The organism is Desulfosarcina variabilis str. Montpellier, assembly GCF_048565275.1.
Taxonomy (GTDB): domain Bacteria; phylum Desulfobacterota; class Desulfobacteria; order Desulfobacterales; family Desulfosarcinaceae; genus Desulfosarcina; species Desulfosarcina variabilis.
Window position 1 is genome coordinate 8,655,334 of sequence record NZ_CP159846.1, and the last position, 19,211, is coordinate 8,674,544.

Annotated in this window: 13 protein-coding genes; 9 read left to right on the top strand and 4 right to left on the bottom strand. The window is 53.6% G+C overall.

The genetic code is table 11. The features are described 5' to 3' along the window. From Dvar_RS39015 to Dvar_RS39035, 5 genes are all read left to right on the top strand, one after another. Positions 1–753: an ABC transporter permease gene (locus Dvar_RS39015; protein ID WP_419658859.1), complete on the top strand. Its 753-nt coding sequence runs from the start codon at positions 1–3 to the stop codon at positions 751–753. 25 nt (positions 754–778) lie between these two features. Further along, positions 779–1,675: a glycine betaine ABC transporter substrate-binding protein gene (locus Dvar_RS39020; RefSeq protein WP_419658860.1), complete on the top strand. Its 897-nt coding sequence runs from the start codon at positions 779–781 to the stop codon at positions 1,673–1,675. 16 nt (positions 1,676–1,691) lie between these two features. Next, the gene (locus Dvar_RS39025; protein ID WP_419658861.1) at positions 1,692–3,017 is read left to right on the top strand and encodes an MmgE/PrpD family protein; all 1,326 of its coding nucleotides are present in this window, start codon (positions 1,692–1,694) and stop codon (positions 3,015–3,017) included. A gap of 81 nt (positions 3,018–3,098) precedes the next feature. Continuing rightward, a complete protein-coding gene (locus tag Dvar_RS39030; RefSeq protein ID WP_419658862.1) occupies positions 3,099–4,139 on the top strand; it encodes an alpha/beta fold hydrolase in 1,041 nt (346 codons plus the stop codon). Between the two features lie 34 nt (positions 4,140–4,173). After that, positions 4,174–4,812, top strand: a complete 639-nt coding sequence (locus tag Dvar_RS39035; protein ID WP_419658863.1) for a flavodoxin family protein — start codon at positions 4,174–4,176, stop codon at positions 4,810–4,812. On the opposite strand, the gene Dvar_RS39040 is transcribed toward Dvar_RS39035, so the two are convergent. Beyond that, on the bottom strand, positions 4,809–5,978 hold the full coding sequence (locus tag Dvar_RS39040; RefSeq protein ID WP_419658864.1) for a multidrug effflux MFS transporter: 1,170 nt from the start codon (positions 5,976–5,978) through the stop codon (positions 4,809–4,811). The two genes, Dvar_RS39035 and Dvar_RS39040, sit on opposite strands and share 4 nt — an antisense overlap. Before the next feature lie 144 nt (positions 5,979–6,122). Between Dvar_RS39040 and Dvar_RS39045 the strand changes: the two genes are divergently transcribed. Further along, a complete protein-coding gene (locus Dvar_RS39045) occupies positions 6,123–6,773 on the top strand; it encodes a CerR family C-terminal domain-containing protein (RefSeq protein ID WP_419658865.1) in 651 nt (216 codons plus the stop codon). Positions 6,774–6,819: 46 nt separating this feature from the next. Continuing rightward, entirely contained in the window at positions 6,820–8,019 is a 1,200-nt protein-coding gene (gene larC / locus Dvar_RS39050) for a nickel pincer cofactor biosynthesis protein LarC (protein WP_419658866.1), read from the top strand. 165 nt (positions 8,020–8,184) lie between these two features. On the opposite strand, the gene Dvar_RS39055 is transcribed toward larC, so the two are convergent. After that, positions 8,185–8,946, bottom strand: coding sequence for a hypothetical protein (locus Dvar_RS39055; RefSeq protein ID WP_419658867.1), 762 nt, complete (start codon positions 8,944–8,946; stop codon positions 8,185–8,187). A gap of 359 nt (positions 8,947–9,305) precedes the next feature. Here Dvar_RS39055 and Dvar_RS39060 point away from each other — a divergent pair, with 359 nt between their 5' ends. Together Dvar_RS39060 and Dvar_RS39065 are read left to right on the top strand one after the other, a co-directional pair. Next, positions 9,306–9,491: an META domain-containing protein gene (locus Dvar_RS39060; RefSeq protein WP_419664226.1), complete on the top strand. Its 186-nt coding sequence runs from the start codon at positions 9,306–9,308 to the stop codon at positions 9,489–9,491. Positions 9,492–9,580: 89 nt separating this feature from the next. Beyond that, positions 9,581–14,890, top strand: a complete 5,310-nt coding sequence (locus Dvar_RS39065; RefSeq protein ID WP_419658868.1) for a PAS domain S-box protein — start codon at positions 9,581–9,583, stop codon at positions 14,888–14,890. A 9-nt stretch (positions 14,891–14,899) separates the two neighbouring features. Here Dvar_RS39065 and Dvar_RS39070 read toward each other — a convergent pair whose 3' ends face one another. Together Dvar_RS39070 and Dvar_RS39075 are read right to left on the bottom strand one after the other, a co-directional pair. Further along, complete coding sequence (locus tag Dvar_RS39070; RefSeq protein WP_419658869.1) at positions 14,900–15,529, bottom strand: response regulator transcription factor; 630 nt, start codon at positions 15,527–15,529, stop codon at positions 14,900–14,902. Positions 15,530–15,564: 35 nt separating this feature from the next. Beyond that, positions 15,565–19,173 (bottom strand): PAS domain S-box protein, encoded by a 3,609-nt coding sequence (locus Dvar_RS39075; RefSeq protein WP_419658870.1) that lies wholly within the window; start codon positions 19,171–19,173, stop codon positions 15,565–15,567. Between the last annotated feature and the right edge of the window lie 38 nt (positions 19,174–19,211).

Here is a 19,211-nt window from a genome sequence, read left to right on the forward strand (position 1 = left end):
ATGAACACCATCATCCAGCTCATTCAAAGAAGCAAGACGTTTTTGTTGTATCTGTTGTTGGCCCTGGTCTACCTGTTTGGCGTGCTTTCGGAATCAACAGGATTGATCGATGAATTCACGGCGTCCTACGAAGACTGGATTTACCTGGTCCGGCAAAATATTTACATCGTCTTTGCCTCGGGAATCACGGCCTCCATGTTGGGAATCGCGGCCGGCATTCTTATGACCCGCCCCTGGTTTAAACGATATTCCCAGGCCTTTGCCCAGAGCTTCAATATCCTTTCGGCGGTGCCCACCCTGGCGATTCTGGCCATCATCATGACCCTTACCGGGCTTGGATTCAAATCCGCTTTTATCGGCCTTTTGACCGTCACCATTCTGCCCGTGGTGCGTAACACGTTCCAAGGCATCCGGGAGGTGCCCGAGCACATGATCGAAGCGGCCCGGGGACAGGGCATGACCGATGGACAGATTCTGTGGAAAATTCAGATTCCCAATGCCAGCTACGTGATCTCGGCGGGCATCCGCACCGGTTTTGCCTTGAATGTAGGCACCAGTCCTCTGATTACCCTCATTGCTGCCGACAGTCTGGGAGAATATATTTTCACCGGCATCCAGCTCAATGAGTTCAATTCGCTGTTGATCGGCTCCCTGTCCGTTGCCGCACTGGCTATTGTCACGGACTTTGTCTTGTCCAAGCTCCAATACTGGCTGCTGCCCAAGGGGGTTAACCCCCAACGTTTCGCAGAATAATAAAAAATATAAAAAGGAGAGACTCGTGAAGAATGAAATGAAGTTTTTCGGCCTTGCCGTGATGCTGATGACCCTTGCGTTTTTCGTGCAAACGGCCTCGGCAGCCTCCATCGTGGTCGGTGGCAAGGGGTTTACCGAGCAATTGCTGCTGGCTGAAATTACCGGCCAGTATTTAACCAGCAAGGGGTATACGGTCGAGATGAAAACCGGTATGGGCACATCCCTGGTACGCGAAGCCCTGGAAAACAAGCAGGTGGATCTGTACTGGGAGTACACGGGCACGGCGTTTCTGACGTTTCACAAAAACAAGTTCGCCAATCAGCCGGGAGAAGCGATCTATCAGGCGGTCAAGGCCAAAGATGAGAAAATCGGTATCGTCTGGCTTGACGCCTCAAAAGCCAATAATACCTATGCGCTGGCGGTGCGCCAGGCCGATGCCAAGGCAAAAGGGCTCATGTCGCTGGAAGATCTGGCGACTAAACTCAATGCCGGTGAAGAATTAACCCTGGGGTGCAATATTGAATTTTACAAGCGCGACGATGGATTAAAGCCGCTGCAAAAAGCCTACGGGTTCAAGTTTCCCCGCTCAGCCATCAAGCGTATGGACACGGGGTTGGTCTACAAGGCACTCAAAGATGGTGACGTGGACGTAGGGCTGGTGTTTGCCACGGACGGCCGCATTCCGGCTTTCAACTTCAGTGTGTTGAAAGATACCAAGAATTTCTTTCCCGCGTATGCTATTACGCCGACCGTTCGCAAGGAAACCCTGGCCGCGCACCCGGATCTGGCCGACCATCTCAACAAACTCTCTGCATTGTTCGACGATACGACCATGAGTGCATTGAACGCCCAGGTCGACGTCGACAAAAAATCCGTCACCACCGTAGCCGAGGGCTTTTTAAAAGAGAAAGGCTTGATTTGATCAAGCGCGCGCTCCAATGGACTCACTGACCGATCATGCCATTGATTTCACCCTGCGGACCCACTGGGCGGATCTGCCCGTCAAGGTCCGGCATCAGGCCATACGCTGTCTTCTGGACACCCTGGGCGCTCTGATCGCCGGATCGCAGACACCGGTGGCCGGCCTGGTTGAATCGATTGCCCGGCAGCAGTTCGCCGGCGACCAGGCCACCATTTTAGTTTCCGGAAAGCGTGTATCCGCTGCCGGGGCTGCCCTAGCCAATGGTTTTTTCGTTAATGCCCTGGACATTGACGACGGCTATCGCAACGTCAAGGGGCATCCCGGTGCATGCGCCCTGCCGCCGGTATTGGCCGGTGCCGAACTGGCCGGCGCCTGCAATGGCCGTGAGTTTCTCACCACCCTGGTGATCGCCTACGAGCTGGGTATCCGCGCCGGTTTGATCCGTCATGCCACCTATGCATGCTACCACGCATCCGGCAGTTGGGGGGCCATTGCAGGAGCCGCTGCGGTGGCCAGGCTTTTGGGATTTTCTCCAGAAAAGGTCTGTCACGCCATGGGAACCGCCGAATACCATGCGCCCATCGCCCCCATGATGAAAGGCATCGACACCCCGTCCATGGGCAAGGACGGCATCGGCTGGGGCTGCATGGCGGCAGTAATGTCCGCGCTTATGGCCGGTGCCGGATTCACCGGTATCCGGCCGTTGTTCGACGACGCCCCGGACCCTGACTGGGTGGGCGGCCTGGGAAGCCGCTGGGAAATTCTCAACCTTTATTTCAAGCCCCATGCGGCCTGCCGCTGGGGCCAGCCGGCGGTTGTTGGCGCACTGGCCATCGCTCACGACCAACAATTGATGCCCGACCAGATCAGGCGCATCCGCGTACGCACCTTCGAAGCGGCCACCCGCCTGCCCAATGATCCCCCAAAAGATACCGAAGCAGCCCAGTACAGCCTGGCGTTTCCCGTGGCCGCCGCCCTGTTGGATGGCGCGGTGGGGCCCAACCAGGTATTACCGCCGCGCCTTCACGACCCAGACCTGTTGTCCCTGATGAATCGGGTATCCACCGAAGCGGCGCCGGAATTCGAGGCTGAATTCCCGGCCAAGGCGCCGGCTGAAGTCATCGTGGAGACCTCGGACGGCCGGACCTTTTCTTCGGGCCGCATCCAGGCCCCGTGGGAGCCGCCGGATACCCTGCCGACGGACGGCGATCTGGAGGCCAAATTCCTCTGGCTGACCGCCCCGGTTCTTGGAGAAACCAACGCCTCGTCTTTGATGAAAAGCATCTGGTCGGCCGACCAGTGGGAAACCATTGATCCCCTGTTGGATGGGTGCCGGGTGTAAGCGCCGCATGCCGTCGCAGTCAAATGTATTCATCTAACCCCGAATCGGGCGATTATCACCGAACTAACGAGAATGGCAAAAATGAAAATTTTCCTAAAAATCTTGAAAATTGTCGGCATTCTTATTGTTGCCGTTCTGGTAATTGCAAGTGCGGCAATCTATTTTTCCGGCCCGCGATTACCTGAGGCTGCTGACGAAACCATTAACGCGGCGTTGAAATCCGATTTGCCTGAGCTTATCAAAGGGCAAACCGGATATGTCCATCCGGAAAATACATCCGTCTGGTATGAATCCATTGACCCAAACACAAAGGCCAAGGGGACAATCCTGTTGTTCATGGGCATCGCCAATGATGCCTTGGGTTGGCCCCAACGGTTTATCGATTTGTTGGTCGATTCCGGCTACCAGGTCATACGGTATGACTATCGAGGCACGGGGATGTCGGATTGGATGCCCGAATGGCAACAATCCCCTTATTCTCTATCCGAGTTGGCCTTGGATGCAAAACTGATTCTCGACGCCCTCAATATAGAAAAAGCCCATCTTCTCGGTCTTTCCATGGGCGGCATGGTCGCCCAGGCGTTTGCCATCCGCTTTCCCAAACAAGTGTTTACCTTGACGTTGATGATGTCTTCCGGAGATATCCTGGACAAGGACATCAAAGGCATTTCAAAGCAAACATCGATTGACCTTTTTAAAATCGCACTTAAATATGGAATTTTTCCGACAGAGAAAAATCTGATCAAACTGCACATTGCGGCCAGAATGATCCTCCGAGGAGATGCCGACTATCGAATTGATGTGAAAGGGACCGCCGAGCAGGTCCTATACAATTTAAGGAAAAGGAAGGGGTACAATCCTCAGGCTTCCCGTCAACATCAGGCAGCGGTAAGCCGGTCCGGTTCCCGTTATGAGCAGCTCAAGCAACTGAAAATCCCCGCATTGGTCATTCATGGTCAAAAAGATCCTTTTGTCCCCATTGACCACAGCAAAAAATTGGCTTCCGCTTTATCAGATTGCCGAACGAAATGGTTTGAAAACATGGGCCATGACATCCCCCCCGATTTATATGATGCACTGGTAACGGAGCTGATCAAAAATTTTGAGCAAAATCCTCAATAACACCGAAACGGCATAGCCATTTGGGAGATTACACATGAACATCACCCACGCTTCAATCAGTCCAGGCAACAATCAACCATCGAAAACAGTACGCGTATTGGGTATCGGCGGCAGTCCCCGAAAAGGCGGGAATTCAGATGCGTTGTTGGAACAAATACTCAAAGGTGTTCAAGAGCATAATATTGACTATCGAAAAGTCCAGTTGCGGGAGTATCAGTACCAGGGATGTATCGGATGTGAAAAATGTCGAAAAAGCGGTCGCTGTAGTGGATTAAATGATGGCATGTCTCTGATCTATCCATATGTGATTGAATCCCAGGGGTTGATATTAATTTCGCCGACACACAATTACAATGTTACCGCATGGGTAAAAAGCTTTATCGATCGACTGTATTGTTTTTATATTTTCGACGATAATCGTCCACGCGGATGGTCGAGCAGGCTGGCCGGTCAGGGCCGCAAGGCCGTCATCGGAGCCGTTTGCGAGCAGACCAATAAAACCGACATGGGATTTACCTTGGAGGCAATGCGCTATCCGCTGCAAGCCTTGGGATATGAAATCGTCGGTGAGCTGCCGGTCTACGGTATATTTGACAGGGCAAAGGTCAAAGACCAGGATGAAACCATGCAAAAGGCCATAAAATTGGGCCGTGCATTTGCCAGTTCCTTTTAATATTTTCCCAATGCAGGCATCAGCCGGCTGCGGAAGATGAGCCAGAATGTCAGCGTGATCGTGCCAACGATCGTCCCCATCACTCCCAGGACCAGGATTTTGTCCTGCCATGCCAGGGAAATGATTCCCATCCCGGCGGCACCGATGGTCATGAAGGCAAAGATGACCAGCGCCGAGGCGGCGCCCACATCATGCTCCACCTGTTCGAGAATCAGGTTGTTGCTGGGCGGACGGTTCAGACCGAAGAAAAATGAGAGCACCCACATGGGAACCGCCAGGCTCCACGGACTGTGATGGGGCAGAACAATCAGCGCAATACTGGCCAGCACCATGCCGACGAAAGAAATGGTGATCAGGTTGCGCGATGGATAGCTGCGGGTAAGGATTGAGAAGGCAAAGGGACCGAACATCAGTGCCAGGGCGTTGAATCCGAAAAAATAACCGAATTGTCTCTCGTCCATGCCGAAGTGGCTCATATAGATTTCCGAGGAACTGGCCAAAAATCCGAAAAAAGGCAAGATCAGGATGGACATGGCGACCATCAGCCCCATATAACGTCGGTTGCGAAGCAGACGGACGTACACCAACGCCACCTGGCCAATTGAAATACGTTCCAATTGCTGGAGTGGTTCGGCCATGCGAAACACCCCTACCCATGCGATGGCACCCATGACCGCCTGTACCACAAACACCCAGCGCCAGCTGAAAAAGTGGATCATCCATCCTCCAATGACTGGCGCGAGCATGGGGGCCAGGGCTCCGATTACGGCCATGTAAGCCATGATCCGTTCACGCGTTTTGGTTTCGAAAAGGTCCTTGCACATGGCCAGGCTTAAGGCCGAGGCCGACGCTGCCCCGGATGCCTGGAAAACCCGTGCGGCAATGAGGGTGAACACATCACCGGCCAAAGTGCACATAAAGCTGGCAATGACATAGATCCCGATACCCACCATAAGCGGGCGGCGACGGCCAAAGCGGTCTGAAACCGGTCCGTAAACGAGCATGAACAGACAGTAGGTAAGAAAAAAACAGATCAGGGTCAGATTGACCATCATCAGCGGCTGGTTCCATTGTTCGATCAGCTGGGGGATGGCCGGCAGGTACATATCCGTGGACAATGGTGGAAAAGCCGCCAACAGAGACAGCAAGAAGATCATTCGCGTCATAAAAACGTCCTAATTAAAAATTTTATCCTCACGCAACTGAGTGGCAAGATTGGTTGACAATTTAAAACCATTTTTTTAAAATTAATTTTGAAATAATAAGTTTGCCAAAATCAAAGTCAATGGGCATCAGGAATCTTTTATACCATGGCCAAAAGAAAAGACGGAAAAGAAACCAAACAGAAGCTATTGGATGTTGCCTGCCGCATATTTGCCGAAAAGGGCTTTCGTGAGGCCAAGATTACGGAAATCTGCCGGCGGGCGGGCGCCAATGTGGCGGCGGTGAACTACTATTTCGGTGACAAGGAATCCTTGTACGTAGCGGCCTGGCGACAGGCCATCGAACAATTCATCACGTCCGACATCCTGCCACCGGAAGACCTGTCGCCCACGGAGCGACTTCGCCTGGCCATTTACCGGATCATTCAAAAAACCCTGATCGTCGATGAAAAAGGGGGGTATTTCCGTAGCCTCGAACTGATGGAACTTGCCAACCCCACGGGACTGATCGATGAATCCTGGAATGAGTTGATCGCTCCCCGCAAACAAGAGCTGCTCAAAATCGTTCGCGACGTTGCCGGCCCCACCGTTCCGGAGGAGGCTGTCAGGCTTTGTGCGATGAGTATCGTCAATCAGTGCCGTGGATTTACATTGATGCAAAAGGGCCGGCTAAAGTCCTTTGACGATTTGCCCTTGACCCCCGAGCGGGCGGAACAGATCGCCCTGCACATTACCGACTTTTCCATTGCCGGCATCGCCGCGATCCGGAAGCAAACCACGACCACCATCGATGAATAGCCTTCCTGTTTAAATTGTTTCTTTCCATTGCCAAAAGGAATCAACAATGAAAATTGCATATTTTGACTGTTTTTCCGGGGCCAGCGGCGACATGATTCTAGGGGCCTTGCTGGATGCCGGCCTGGACTTGACGCATCTAAAACGGGAGTTGGCCAAGCTGGGGTTGTCCCACTATGCCATCGATAAGGCCGCGGTGGTTAAAAACGGCATCAGCGGCAGCCAGGCGTTGGTGAACGTGATTCAGGATCATCACCGTCACCACCATCGCCATCTGGCGGATATCACCGCCATCATCGCGTCCAGCACGCTGGATGCGGCCATCAAGACAAAGAGCCTGAAGATCTTCAACCGCCTGGCCGCGGCCGAAGCCAAGGTCCACCAGACCGCTGTGGATCAGATTCACTTTCACGAAGTGGGCGCCATGGATGCCATCATCGATGTCGTCGGGGCCGTGATCGGCCTGCATGCCCTTCAAATCGACACCATCATCTGCTCTGCCTTGCACGTGGGTTGCGGCACCGTGGAATGTGCCCACGGCACCCTGCCCGTGCCGGCACCGGCAACAGCCGAACTGGTGCGTGGCAAACCGATTTATTCCACCGGAGTCGAAGGCGAACTGCTGACCCCCACCGGGGCGTCCATTTTAACCACCCTGGCCAGTCAGTTCGGCCCCCTGCCGTCAATGACTGTGGACCGCATCGGCCATGGCGCGGGGACGGCCGACCGCTCCATCGCCAACATGCTGCGTTTGTTCATCGGGTTCGCCAACCCCTGTGAGGGGACATTTCAGACAGAGCAGACCGCCACAATCGAAACCACCATCGATGACATGAATCCGCAGCTTTACGATTATCTCATGGAAACCATGCTCAAACGGGGTGCCCTGGACATTTTTTTCACCCCTGTGCAGATGAAGAAAAACCGTCCCGGCACCCTCGTCACTATTCTTTGCCGGCCGGAAATGGTGCCCGCGCTCTCCGATTTTCTGTTCCGCGAAACCACCACCATCGGACTGCGCTGGCGGATAGACAACCGCTACACGCTGCAGCGTGATTTCGTCACCGTCAAGACCCGTTTTGGCGAGATCACCTGCAAGGCCGCTACCCTTGGAGATGAACGCATCAATGTAACCCCCGAATATGACGATTGCAGGCGTGTGGCCATAGAGCAGCACGTGCCGCTCAAGACGGTCCTGGAAGAAGCCCGCGCCCAGGCGCTGGCGCTGAGTCGCCGGAAAGACCCATAGACGGGCAAACGCCCCTTTGATAAGACGGTTGAATTCAATTTGATTACTGCGCCAGCCAGTGCCTTTACGCTATACTAAGTGGTTGCATCGCCAATATTGATATCCAGTGCCAGAGTATTGGCCTGGGATATTGCCATGGTCAGATCAGCAACAGCAGCCGTAACCTTATCCAGCTTCACCTTTACATCCTGAAACGGTTCGGCAATGGCATTCATCCGGCGTCAATTCTTTGCTATTGTCCTGCGTTAAGTTATCTCCCTTTGTTTTGGCGGAGGCCGCTTTGCCTAATATGAGCTCAATTTTCCCTCGCAACAGACAAACCTTTTTTTGTAATGGCTTAACCGCCTTCCTAATCTCAGCAAACTGCGGCACCGATCTTTCATCAGCTATTTTTACTTTCTCCGCCGGATAAGCGAGGGCCTTAACAGCCTTCTGCGCATTGCGCAAAGCCTCCTCGCCAGGTTGGTCATCATGAGCCGGCTTTGCCAGATCATCTTCCAGCATTTTGCTCGTCAAGCTGTTTTCCCCAAGCACATTTTCCGCCTGGGCAATCAGCCCGTCGGCTCCCTCCGCCAGCGCCTTTATCTCTTTATCGACCTCCCCGCCATCCGCCCAAGGCAATGCGACGTCATCGGCACCCAGACCGATCAACATCTTGAACGCCTTCTGTCGCGCTTGGGCCCCCTTATCGGCTAAGATTTTCAGCCCGCTGACCTTACTGCGCAAAGCGATGATTTTGTCCAGCGTACTAGATTTGGCTGGATCGAGTTGTTTACGGGCATCCTGGACCAGGTGGGCTGTGCTGGCCAGCGTCTGAGCGGCAGTTTGGAGGGTATTTGCGTCTCTGTAGGTTTCGGAAAGCGGATCCTTAGGGTCGAGGCTTAGTAGCTTCACGGCATTGAATTCATCTGTAACGCGGGTTATCATTTCATCATTCCAAGCTACTTGTTTATAAAGGGAAATTATCGTGTGCCTCTAATCTAGATTTATTGGATTGACTTCCATTTTGACAAGTTTTTTTTTGAGTTATAACTGGATCTCCTCCTGGGAAAAGCGCTACAATAACAACTACCGTGGATCTTTGCTACCGTTTCCAATTGCTAAAAACAGTTACGATTACCCCCGAGGTGCAGTTCCTGTTCGATCCGGCACTCAACCCGGATGCGGATGTGATTACCGTATGGAGGATGCGGATCACGACAGTATTTTAACCAGCCCTGAAGCACTGGAGCAATTCAGGATATTATTGAGGGAATAAAGGAGTCGGCAATGAAAACAAGGTTACCCTGTCCGAAGGCCGGCTTTCTTTCGGGCCGCTGATGTCGACCCGTATGGCCTGCCCGCCCGACACCCAAGATGCCCTGTTCATGCGCGATCTGCAACGGGCCGGTTCGTTCTTCGTTGAAAATGAAGACCTTTACCTGGAACTGCCCATGGGCAGTGGCAGCATACGGTTTCGACAGGCGCCGTAAGAGCACAGCAATCTTGGTGCATTGCAATCGCGCTCGGGCGATTGTACCTGTCACCATTCTTCTAACGCATAATAGACATTGAGGACGCCATGCAAAACACCACCGGTGTTTCTGATCAAGCGCCCCATTCGCACGCGCCGCAAGCGGACGGTCCAGGGCACGAGCCTTCTTTGGTTCCTGTCGCCGCTTACGGATATCCGGTATCGCTGTTGGCCATTGGATTGTGCCTGTGCGCCACCCTGGCCATCATCAGCCAATATAATTACCTGCTTTTTCATTCATTGGCCGAACTTTTTTCCATTGCCGTGGCCTGGAGCGTATTTCTGCTGGTGTTCAATGCCCGACGTTTCGTGGACAACGATGCGCTGATGGTGTTGGGCACGGCCCTTTTGTTCATCGGGCTGATCGATCTGTTGCATACCCTGGCCTATAAGGGCATGGAGATTTTCCACGCCGCTGACGAGGCGAATCTGGCCACGCAACTATGGATTGCCGCCCGTTATATGGAAAGCCTGAGTCTGCTCTTTTTTGCTTTTTTGATAGGCAGAACCGTTCGGCTGGCCATGGTCACAGTTCTCTATGCACTGGTGACACTGTTGGTATTTGTCCTGATTTTTTTCTGGCCGGTGTTTCCCCAGTGTTACAATAGCAGCACCGGCCTCACCCCATTTAAAATAGCCAGTGAATATGTAATCTGTCTTATTTTGTTGCTTTCCCTCGTTTTGCTCGTTCGCAAGCATTCCCTGGTGCAATCACAGGTCTATCTATCCATGGTCGCGGCAATACTGCTCACCATCATTGGCGAACTGGCGTTTACTTTTTATGTCAGTGTTTATGGGGTATCCAATTTGATTGGTCACCTGGCCAAAATTTTATCCTGTCTGCTGATTTATCAGGCCCTGATCCGCTCCGGTTTGACACAGCCGTACAAGGTTCTTTTTACGGCCTGGCAGAAAGCCCAGGAAAACTTTCGTCAATTGGTGGAAGCGGCACCGATTTCCATCATGCGCTTTGATTCCAGCGGGACCGTCACCTATGTCAATCCGTTTCACCTGCAAACGTTTGGCGCCGGCAAGCACCCTGCCGGATATTTTGTGGGGCAGAAAATCCACGAGTTGCCCGGCATTGTACACGCCGGCATCAGCGAGCAGGTGGCACAGGTGCTAAATGGCGTCCCGGTGATGCTTCCCGACGTTTACTTTCCCCGATTTACCGGCGGCCATGCCGGTCACCAAAGCATCAAGGCGGTCCCTTTTGCAAAAGACGGCATTGTCACCGGCGGCCTGTTGTTGCGGGAAGATATTTCCCAGATCATCCGCCATGAGCAGCGTTTTTCCAGTGCGGTGGCTACCACCGCCGATGGATTCTGGATTTTGGATCAAGATGGGAAGATACAGGAAGTAAACCATGCCGCGGCCCAAATGCTTGATTACACCGCCGAGGAACTCAAAGGCATGCATATCCAGGATATCGATGCGGTTGAAACTCAAACCGATATCCACCAGCGGTTGGAAAAGATCAAACGGATGGGCCATGATCGATTTGAATCCAGGCATCGGCGTCGCGATGGACATCTTATCGACGTGGAGATGAGCGTCAGTTTTCTGCCCGATATGGAGCAGGTATTTGTCATCTTCGCCAGAGATATATCGCAAAAAAAACGCAGCGAGGAACAGCTGGCGCTGTCGGAGGCAAAATTCGCCACGGCGTTTCATCACAACCCAATACCGATGAGCATCAGCAATCTTGCCGACAATGTTTATATTGACGTCAACGACGCCTTTTCACGCGTGACCGGTTATTCAAAACAGACGTGTATCGGCAAATCATCCACCCAAATCGGCTTGCTTGACAATGCAGCGAAACAACGCCTGGCCAATTTGCTGATCAAACATCGTCGTTTGGAGGGGGAAGTACTGGATATACGCAAGAAAGACGGCACGCGTCTGGTGTGCGAATATTGGGGAGAAATTATCAGTATCGGCGACCAGTTGCGGCTGGTTTCCATCGCCCACGACATTACCGCCCGGAAACGGGCCGAATGGGAAGGCGAGGCCTCGGAGAAGCTGCTGCGGCTGATCAACCAGCAGAAAAATCTGAAGCAGCTGATTCAGGAAACGGCCGGGATGCTCCGGCACTGGTCCGGTTGCCAGGCACTGAGCATCCGGCTGAAGGCCGAAAATGGTCTTTCTCACGCTGCCGCGCTTGGATTTACCGCTGACATGTCTATTCCGGGAGCGCTCGAAAAATCGCCCCTAAAAAGCAGCCTATCAATGCCGCATCCACGCCACCGTTCGTTTTTAATGTTTATGGGAGCCAGTGTCCTAAACGGAGAAAGCGAGGCTTACCCAAAATACTTCACCAAGGGGGGCAGTTTCTGGACCAACAGTATTTCTGAATTGACACTGCCGGCAGACACAACCGCCGATTCACCCCCAAGCCATGTAAAAACGCATCCATACGAATCCGTGGCCATGATTCCCTTGCGCTTCGGCAACGACATCATGGGCCTGTTGGTCTTTTGCGATCTGCGTGCCGACTTGTTCTCACTCGAGACCATAGCCCTGTTCGAGCGCCTGGCCAGCAAGCTCTCCATTGCCATAAAAGAGCGCCTGGATGTCGAAGCCCTTCAAAAAAGCGAGCGTAATTTCCGGTCTCTGTTTGAAAACGCACCGGTGGGAATTTTTACGACCACTTCCAATGGACACGTCCTTGCGGTCAATCCGGAAATGGCCCGTATTGTCGGCATGGACAATACCGAAGATGTACAAAAGCATTTTACGGATTTAAGCCGTCAGCTCTATGTATCGCCAAAACAGCGCAGCGATTTTCTGAACGCGTTGTCTGCCCACGGACAAGTCAAAGGGTTTGAATACGAGGCGGTAAGTGTAACCGGAAAGCGTCTATGGCTGCGCATGGATGCCCGGGTAGGAGAAACGCTGGCAGGCGGCGGTTTTACCATTGAAGGCTTCTCCATTGACATCACCCGTCGCAAACGGATGGAACAACTGTTGCGAACGCGTTTACAGATCCGTGAATATGCCGATACCCATAGCCTGCAGGAGGTGTTGCAACGGACCCTGGACGAAGCGGAAACACTCACCAACAGCCAAATCGGGTTTTTCCATTTTGTCGAAGCGGATCAACAGACCATCCACCTTCAAATGTGGTCCTCCACAACGCTCAGACGCAACTGCAAGGCTGAGGGGGTTGAGCGGCACTGCCCTGTCGAAAAAGCCGGGGTATGGGCGGATTGTTTGCGGCAACGCCAGACCGTGGTCCATAACGACTACCCGTCTCTTCCACACAGCAAGGGACTTCCTCCAGGCCATCCACCCATTGTCCGGGAACTGCTGATTCCTGTCATTCGCGATGATTGTGTCGTGGCCATTTTAGGTATGGGTAATAAACCCGCCGACTATACCCAGGATGATATCGATGTGGCCAGCGAGCTGGTGAACATGGCCTGGGACATTGTCGTTCGCCGCCATATGGAAAAAGACCTGGTGGATTCCCGTCGGGACCTGCAGACCCTGGTGGGTAACTTGCCCGGTATTGCTTTCCGGTGTAAAAACGATTCCTGCTGGACAATGCTCTATATCGGTGGCAACTGCCGTCAGTTGACCGGATATGCCCCAGAGGATTTCATTGATAATCGCAGGTTGTCCTTTGCTGACATCATCCATACCGAGGACCGGGAGCCCGTGGACAGTGCGATTCAGGCCGCTCTCAAAGCCAGCGGCCATTATGAAATCGAATACCGGATCGTGGACGCGCAAGGGACACTGAAATGTGTATGGGAGCAAGGCCAGGCCATTGCCGACACCATTTCCGGGCAACCCATTGTGGAAGGCTTTATCACTGATATCACCGAGCGTAAACAAAACGAGGAAAAACTGAAACTGCAGGCCATGGTGCTCGACCAGATTCACGACCGGGTGCTGGTCACCGACCTGGATGGCACTATTACCTACGCCAATCGCGTCCAACGCCAGGCCTTTGGGTTTTCCAATCACGATTTGATCGGCCAGAAAACGGATGTGCTGGGCCATGATTCGGAATATGGTGCCAGCCAAAAGGAAATACTCGACCGCACCCTCGCCGACGGCAGCTGGCACGGTGAGGTGGTCAATTATGCCAAAAACGGCACCCCGCATATCATGGATTGCCGCACCAAAGTGGTTCGTAATGCCAAGGACAACGCCATTGCCCTTTTCGGCATCTCCACGGACATCACCGAGGAAAAAAAACTTGAAGAAAAACTTGGCCAGGCGCAAAAGATGGAAGCCATCGGCACATTGGCCGGCGGCATTGCCCATGACTTCAACAACATTCTTTTTCCCATGGTGGGATATGCTGAAATGCTCAAGGAAGACCTGCCGGACGGCAGCCCCCAGCAGGAGTACGTGGCCGATATCCTTTCTGCGGCGCTGCGTGCCCGGGATCTGGTTCAGCAGATTCTGGCCTTCAGTCGGCAGTCGCATCAAGAGCGATACCCCATCAGAGTTCAGCAGATCCTCAAGGAGGCCGTCAAACTGACGCGGGCCAGCCTGCCGAGCAACATCCGTATTGATGTGAATATTGATACGCAATGCCCGGCGGTGATGGCGGACCCGACCCAGATTCATCAGATTGCGATGAACCTGATCACCAATGCTTATCATGCCATGGAAGAAAGTGGGGGGGTGCTGACAATTTCTCTGAACACCGCGGTATTGGACGGCAAGCATCCCAAAGCGTCAGTGCTGCCCGGTGGAACTTACGTCTGCCTGAAGGTCGCCGACACCGGCCATGGCATTGATCCAATCATTCAGGAACGTATTTTTGAGCCCTATTTCACCACCAAGGCAGAGGGCAAGGGAACCGGCCTGGGGCTGTCGGTGATTCACGGAATCGTGACATCGTGTCAGGGCGATATCCAGTTGGAGAGCGAGCCTGGCAAGGGCTCGGTTTTCATTGTTTACCTGCCCGTCGTGAAGACTGCCACAAAAGGAGATACCCAGCGCGAGACAAAAGCCATTCCAGGCGGAAGCGAAAGGATCCTTCTGGTTGACGATGAAGTACCGGTTGTGGGCATGGTCAAAAAGATGTTGCATGGGTTGGGATATACGGTAACCACAAGGACCTCCAGCATCGAGGCACTGGAAGCCTTCAAGGCCGATGCAGACCGGTTTGATCTGGTGGTCACGGATATGACCATGCCGGGGATGACCGGAGATCAGTTGACCATTGAAATCAAGCGTATTCGCCCGGCCATCCCAGTGATTCTGTGCACCGGTTTCAGCAACCGCATCGATGAATCACGAGCGGCTCAAATCGGTATTCAGGGGTTTGTATTGAAGCCCATTCTCCGGAAGGATATTGCCGAGACAATTCGGCGGGTGCTGGATGACCAATAGTTTAGTGGCTCAATCCTCGTCGGCATTTTCATCATTTTCAACTTCGTCGGCATATTCGGGATAATGAATGGCCATGCATTCAGGGCAGATGCTGTGGCTGAATTCAGCCTGGGAGTGTTTGCCCACATACGCTTCCACCTGATCCCAGTAGCCTTTGTCATTGCGGATCTTTTTACAAAATGAACAAATGGGAATAATCCCCTGCAGGGTTTTGATGTGCTTCAAAGCCTGCTGCAACGCCGTTACCTGTTCGGCCAGACGCATTTGCAGATCAACAATACGCCGCCCCACCTCGATCCGTGCCTTGAGCTCACCGGCATCAAACGGTTTTACCAGGTAGTCATCCGCTCCCGCATCAAGCCCGACGACGATGTCGGATTTTTCTCCTTTTGCCGTCAGCATGATCAAATACGGTGGCTGTTCGGTCTGAAGTTCTCGAATCCTGCGCACGACTTCAAGGCCGTCCATTTCCGGCATCATCCAGTCGAGAATCGCCATGCGGGGAGCGTCCGGCTTTTGCATCACCGTCCATGCATCAGTGCCATTGGTGGTCTCCATGACCTCATGTCCCTTTTTTTTCAGTAAAGCCGCCAGGATGTTACGGCTGGTCAGATCGTCCTCGGCGATTAGAATGCGCATGGCGCCGGCCCCTTTGTTTATTTAATCCTTTTGGATCATGCCTTGTCTTTCCCAGCATATTGACGCAGATACGCGATCATCATCCGCTGCAATGCTGCAAACTGACGCCTCAGCTCATTGCGTTTCTGGCCCAGGACCTCTTCGGCTCCGGCCTTGGCCGCCGTTTCCATCTCAGATGCCGCTTTGCTAAGGGCCGTGCCACCAATGCTGGCCGCTGCGCCTTTGATGGTATGGGCCTGTTGCACAAGACCCGCGATATCCTTTGCGTCAAGCATCGAATCGACGGCATCAATCTGCCGGGAAAGATCTTTTATAAATCCTTCCACAATGCCCGCCAGTATATCTTCATCCCCCATCAGGCGCGCCAGTAATGCGGCATGATCCCACACTGTGGCGGTGGAATCTGTCGATGGTGCCGCGCCCTGCGGCGCCCCCCCTGGAGCCGTGTCACCATGCGCTGCATGGGGCAACCACTTGGCAATTTCCCGGACCAGACGATTGGGGATGATGGGTTTGGAAATGTACCCGTTCATGCCCGCCTGTAAACATCTGTCTCGATCACGGGCCATGGCATGCGCGGTCAGGGCGATGACAGGCACCTCATGATTCAACACACCCGATCTGGAATCACGGATTCGGCGCGTCGCTTCAATTCCGTCCATTTCGGGCATCTGAACATCCATCAGCACCAGGTCGTAGGACATAATGGACAGGGTGTCGAGTGCTTCCTGACCATTGGCCACTGCATCGGCTTTGCACCCCATTTTAGTGAGCATGCTCAATGCGACCTCCTGGTTGACCGGGTTGTCCTCTACAACCAGAATGCGCACCGGCTCAAAAGTGGAGATCGGATAGGTTGAACGGGTTACATCGTGCGGACCCGTGGATAGCGGTTCGGATTCATTCTCTTTACTGCCGTCGGCCTGTTTTCCCAGATGCACGGTAAACCAGAACGTCGATCCGACGCCGTCCCGGCTTTCTACGCCGATTTCGCCTCCCATCAGCTCAGCCAGCTGCCTGGAAATGGCCAATCCCAACCCCGTCCCGCCATATTGCCGCGTGGTCGAGGCATCCACCTGGGTAAATGGCTGAAAAAGATCGCGCTGCCCTTCCGTGGAGATACCAATGCCGGTGTCACTCACGGAAAAACGCAGACGAACGGTATCCGGGGATTCGTCGACCAGTGAAACCCGCACAGCCACTTCTCCGGCCCGGGTAAACTTGATGGCGTTACCGGCCAAATTTGCCAGAACCTGGCGCAAACGGCCCGGGTCTCCACGAAGCCGTGTGGGAACAGACGGATCGATGGTGTAAATGAACCCAATACCTTTTTCGTGGGCGGAAAAGGCCAGATTGGCGGCAAAGTCGGCCATCTGGTGCTCCAGGTTGAAGTCGAGTGTTTCCAGGTCGAGTTTACGCGCTTCGATTTTGGAAAAATCAAGAATTTCGTTGACCCGGTGGAGCAAGGTTGCACTGCTGCTGCGCACAATGTCAAGATAGCCCCGTTGTTCGTCATTCAGCTCTGTATCGAGCAGCAAACCGGTCATACCGATGATCCCGTTCATGGGCGTGCGGATTTCATGGCTCATGTTGGCCAAAAATTCACTTTTGGCCACATTCGCCGCTTCGGCTTCGGCGGCCATGCGATTGGCACGGGCGGTTTCTTGCCTCAGACGGCGGTTGGTTTCCAGCAAGTCCGCTTCCGCTTGTTTTTTCTCGGTGATGTCGCGCACAATGCCCACGGCGTGCCATTTGTTTTTCAGGGCCACCGATGAGAGTGACAGGGAAATGTCGATTTCCTGGCCGTCTTTTCGTCGGGCGGCCAGTTCCACGGTCTTGCCAATGGCATTTCCGTCTCCGGTACGCAAAAAGCCCTGGAACGCAGCTCGGTGACCGTCCAGAAAACGATCCGGCGCAAGCAGTTGATGCAGGTTCTGTCCGATGGCTTCCTCGTGGCTATACCCCAAAATCCTTACTGCCGCCGGATTCCAGAACGTAATGCCCCCTTGATGGTCCATCATGATGATGGCGTCCTGGGTCGATTCGGCGATACTGCGCAGCCGGGCTTCTCCCTCCGACAGGGCATGCTCGGCAATCCTTTTTTCGGTCACATCGCGAAACCACCATACCCGCCCGATGATTTCATCACCAAACCATTGCGGGTGCGAATAGCGTTCGAAAAAGCGGCCATCGGAAAGCTCGATCAAATCACTGCTGACCTGTTCGGGATGCGCGTATAATGCATTGACCCGGTTTAAGAAATCCGCCGGCTTTCTCAGTTGATCCTGTACATGGGCCAGCAGCTTGCCGTCCGTGCCTTGCCGGGTCAGTTCATCCGGAATGCCCCATAGTTCAAGGAACTGGCGGTTCCATTTGGTGATGCCGCCCTTGCGGTCAACCACGAGGATGCCATCGGTGGTGGATTCCAGCACACTGTCAAGCAGAGACAAAGACGTTTGCAGGGCGACTTCGGACTGTTTGCGAGGCTCCAGGTCATCGACGACCCAGATCACACCGCGGCTCAGATCATCCGTGTCCAATGCTTTGCCGGAAAGGGAACACCACACGGGTGAACCGTTATTACGGCGCAGTTGGTAGTCAACCTGAAACGGGATGCCATGGGCCAGAGAATCTTGATGCGACTCACTGAAAGCCTGGAACCGCTCTTCATCCAGATGTAGCTGCCGCATGTCAATGCCAAGCATCTGGGCCGGGCTCTCGTAACCCAGGATATCGGCCAGACGCTGATTGCATCGCGACAGCAAATGGTCTCCGCGAAGCAACATGATGCCAATCTGTGAATTCTCGAAAATAATCTCAAAATCACGTTTAGCCTCGGCCAGAGCAGCCTCGGCATGCTTTTGGGCGGTGATATCGGTAATCACCCCGACCAGGCCTGCGGGCTCGCCCAGATCATCGGCAACCACCGCCTTGTGCAAAACGATACTGCGCAGTCCTCTGACAGTGGTTATTTCGGTGGCATATGTCCGGGCTCTGCCTTGGGCAATCAGTTCCAGATCACTAGCGTGCTCGATTTCACCCACCTCACCCGGGATGACCTGGGCCGTGGTACTGCCGATGATGGCCGATCTGGGCATGCCCAGAAAATCGCCAAATGCATCATTGCAATCCAGATATACACTCTCGGCATTTTTATAGAAGATGGGTGTCGGGGCGGCATTCAACAGGCTGCTGATAAAAAGCGACTGATTCTTGAGGGCGTCGATCGATTGGTTGCTTTCGGTCAAATCGACGACGGTTTCGATCAACACCGTCTCGCCATTCAATTCGGTGGTCACAACCGTTTTCAGGACCGGAATTTCTTTGCCGTCCACGCGCCGCACAATGCGCACGGAATTTTTCACATGCCGACCTTCATCAAGCACCGGGCAGGCTGCCTGATCCACCTTGCACAAATACGCCGCGCAATGCTGTCCCTGCATGGATTGCCAATCCTTCATACCGACAATTCTGCGAGCATATTCATTGGCCCAGCGGATGCGCCGATCCTTACCGATAACAACTACGCCGACCGGACATTTAAAAAGAATGTGCAGCGCGTTGTCCACCATGGGAAACGCGTCTGCCGAGAATGCCGGCCGGTTTCGGCCTTTTGAATGGTCATTGGTGGGCGTTGTTGTCATCCGTCTCTTTCAAATTCGTCTGGTTAGACAAAAAGAAA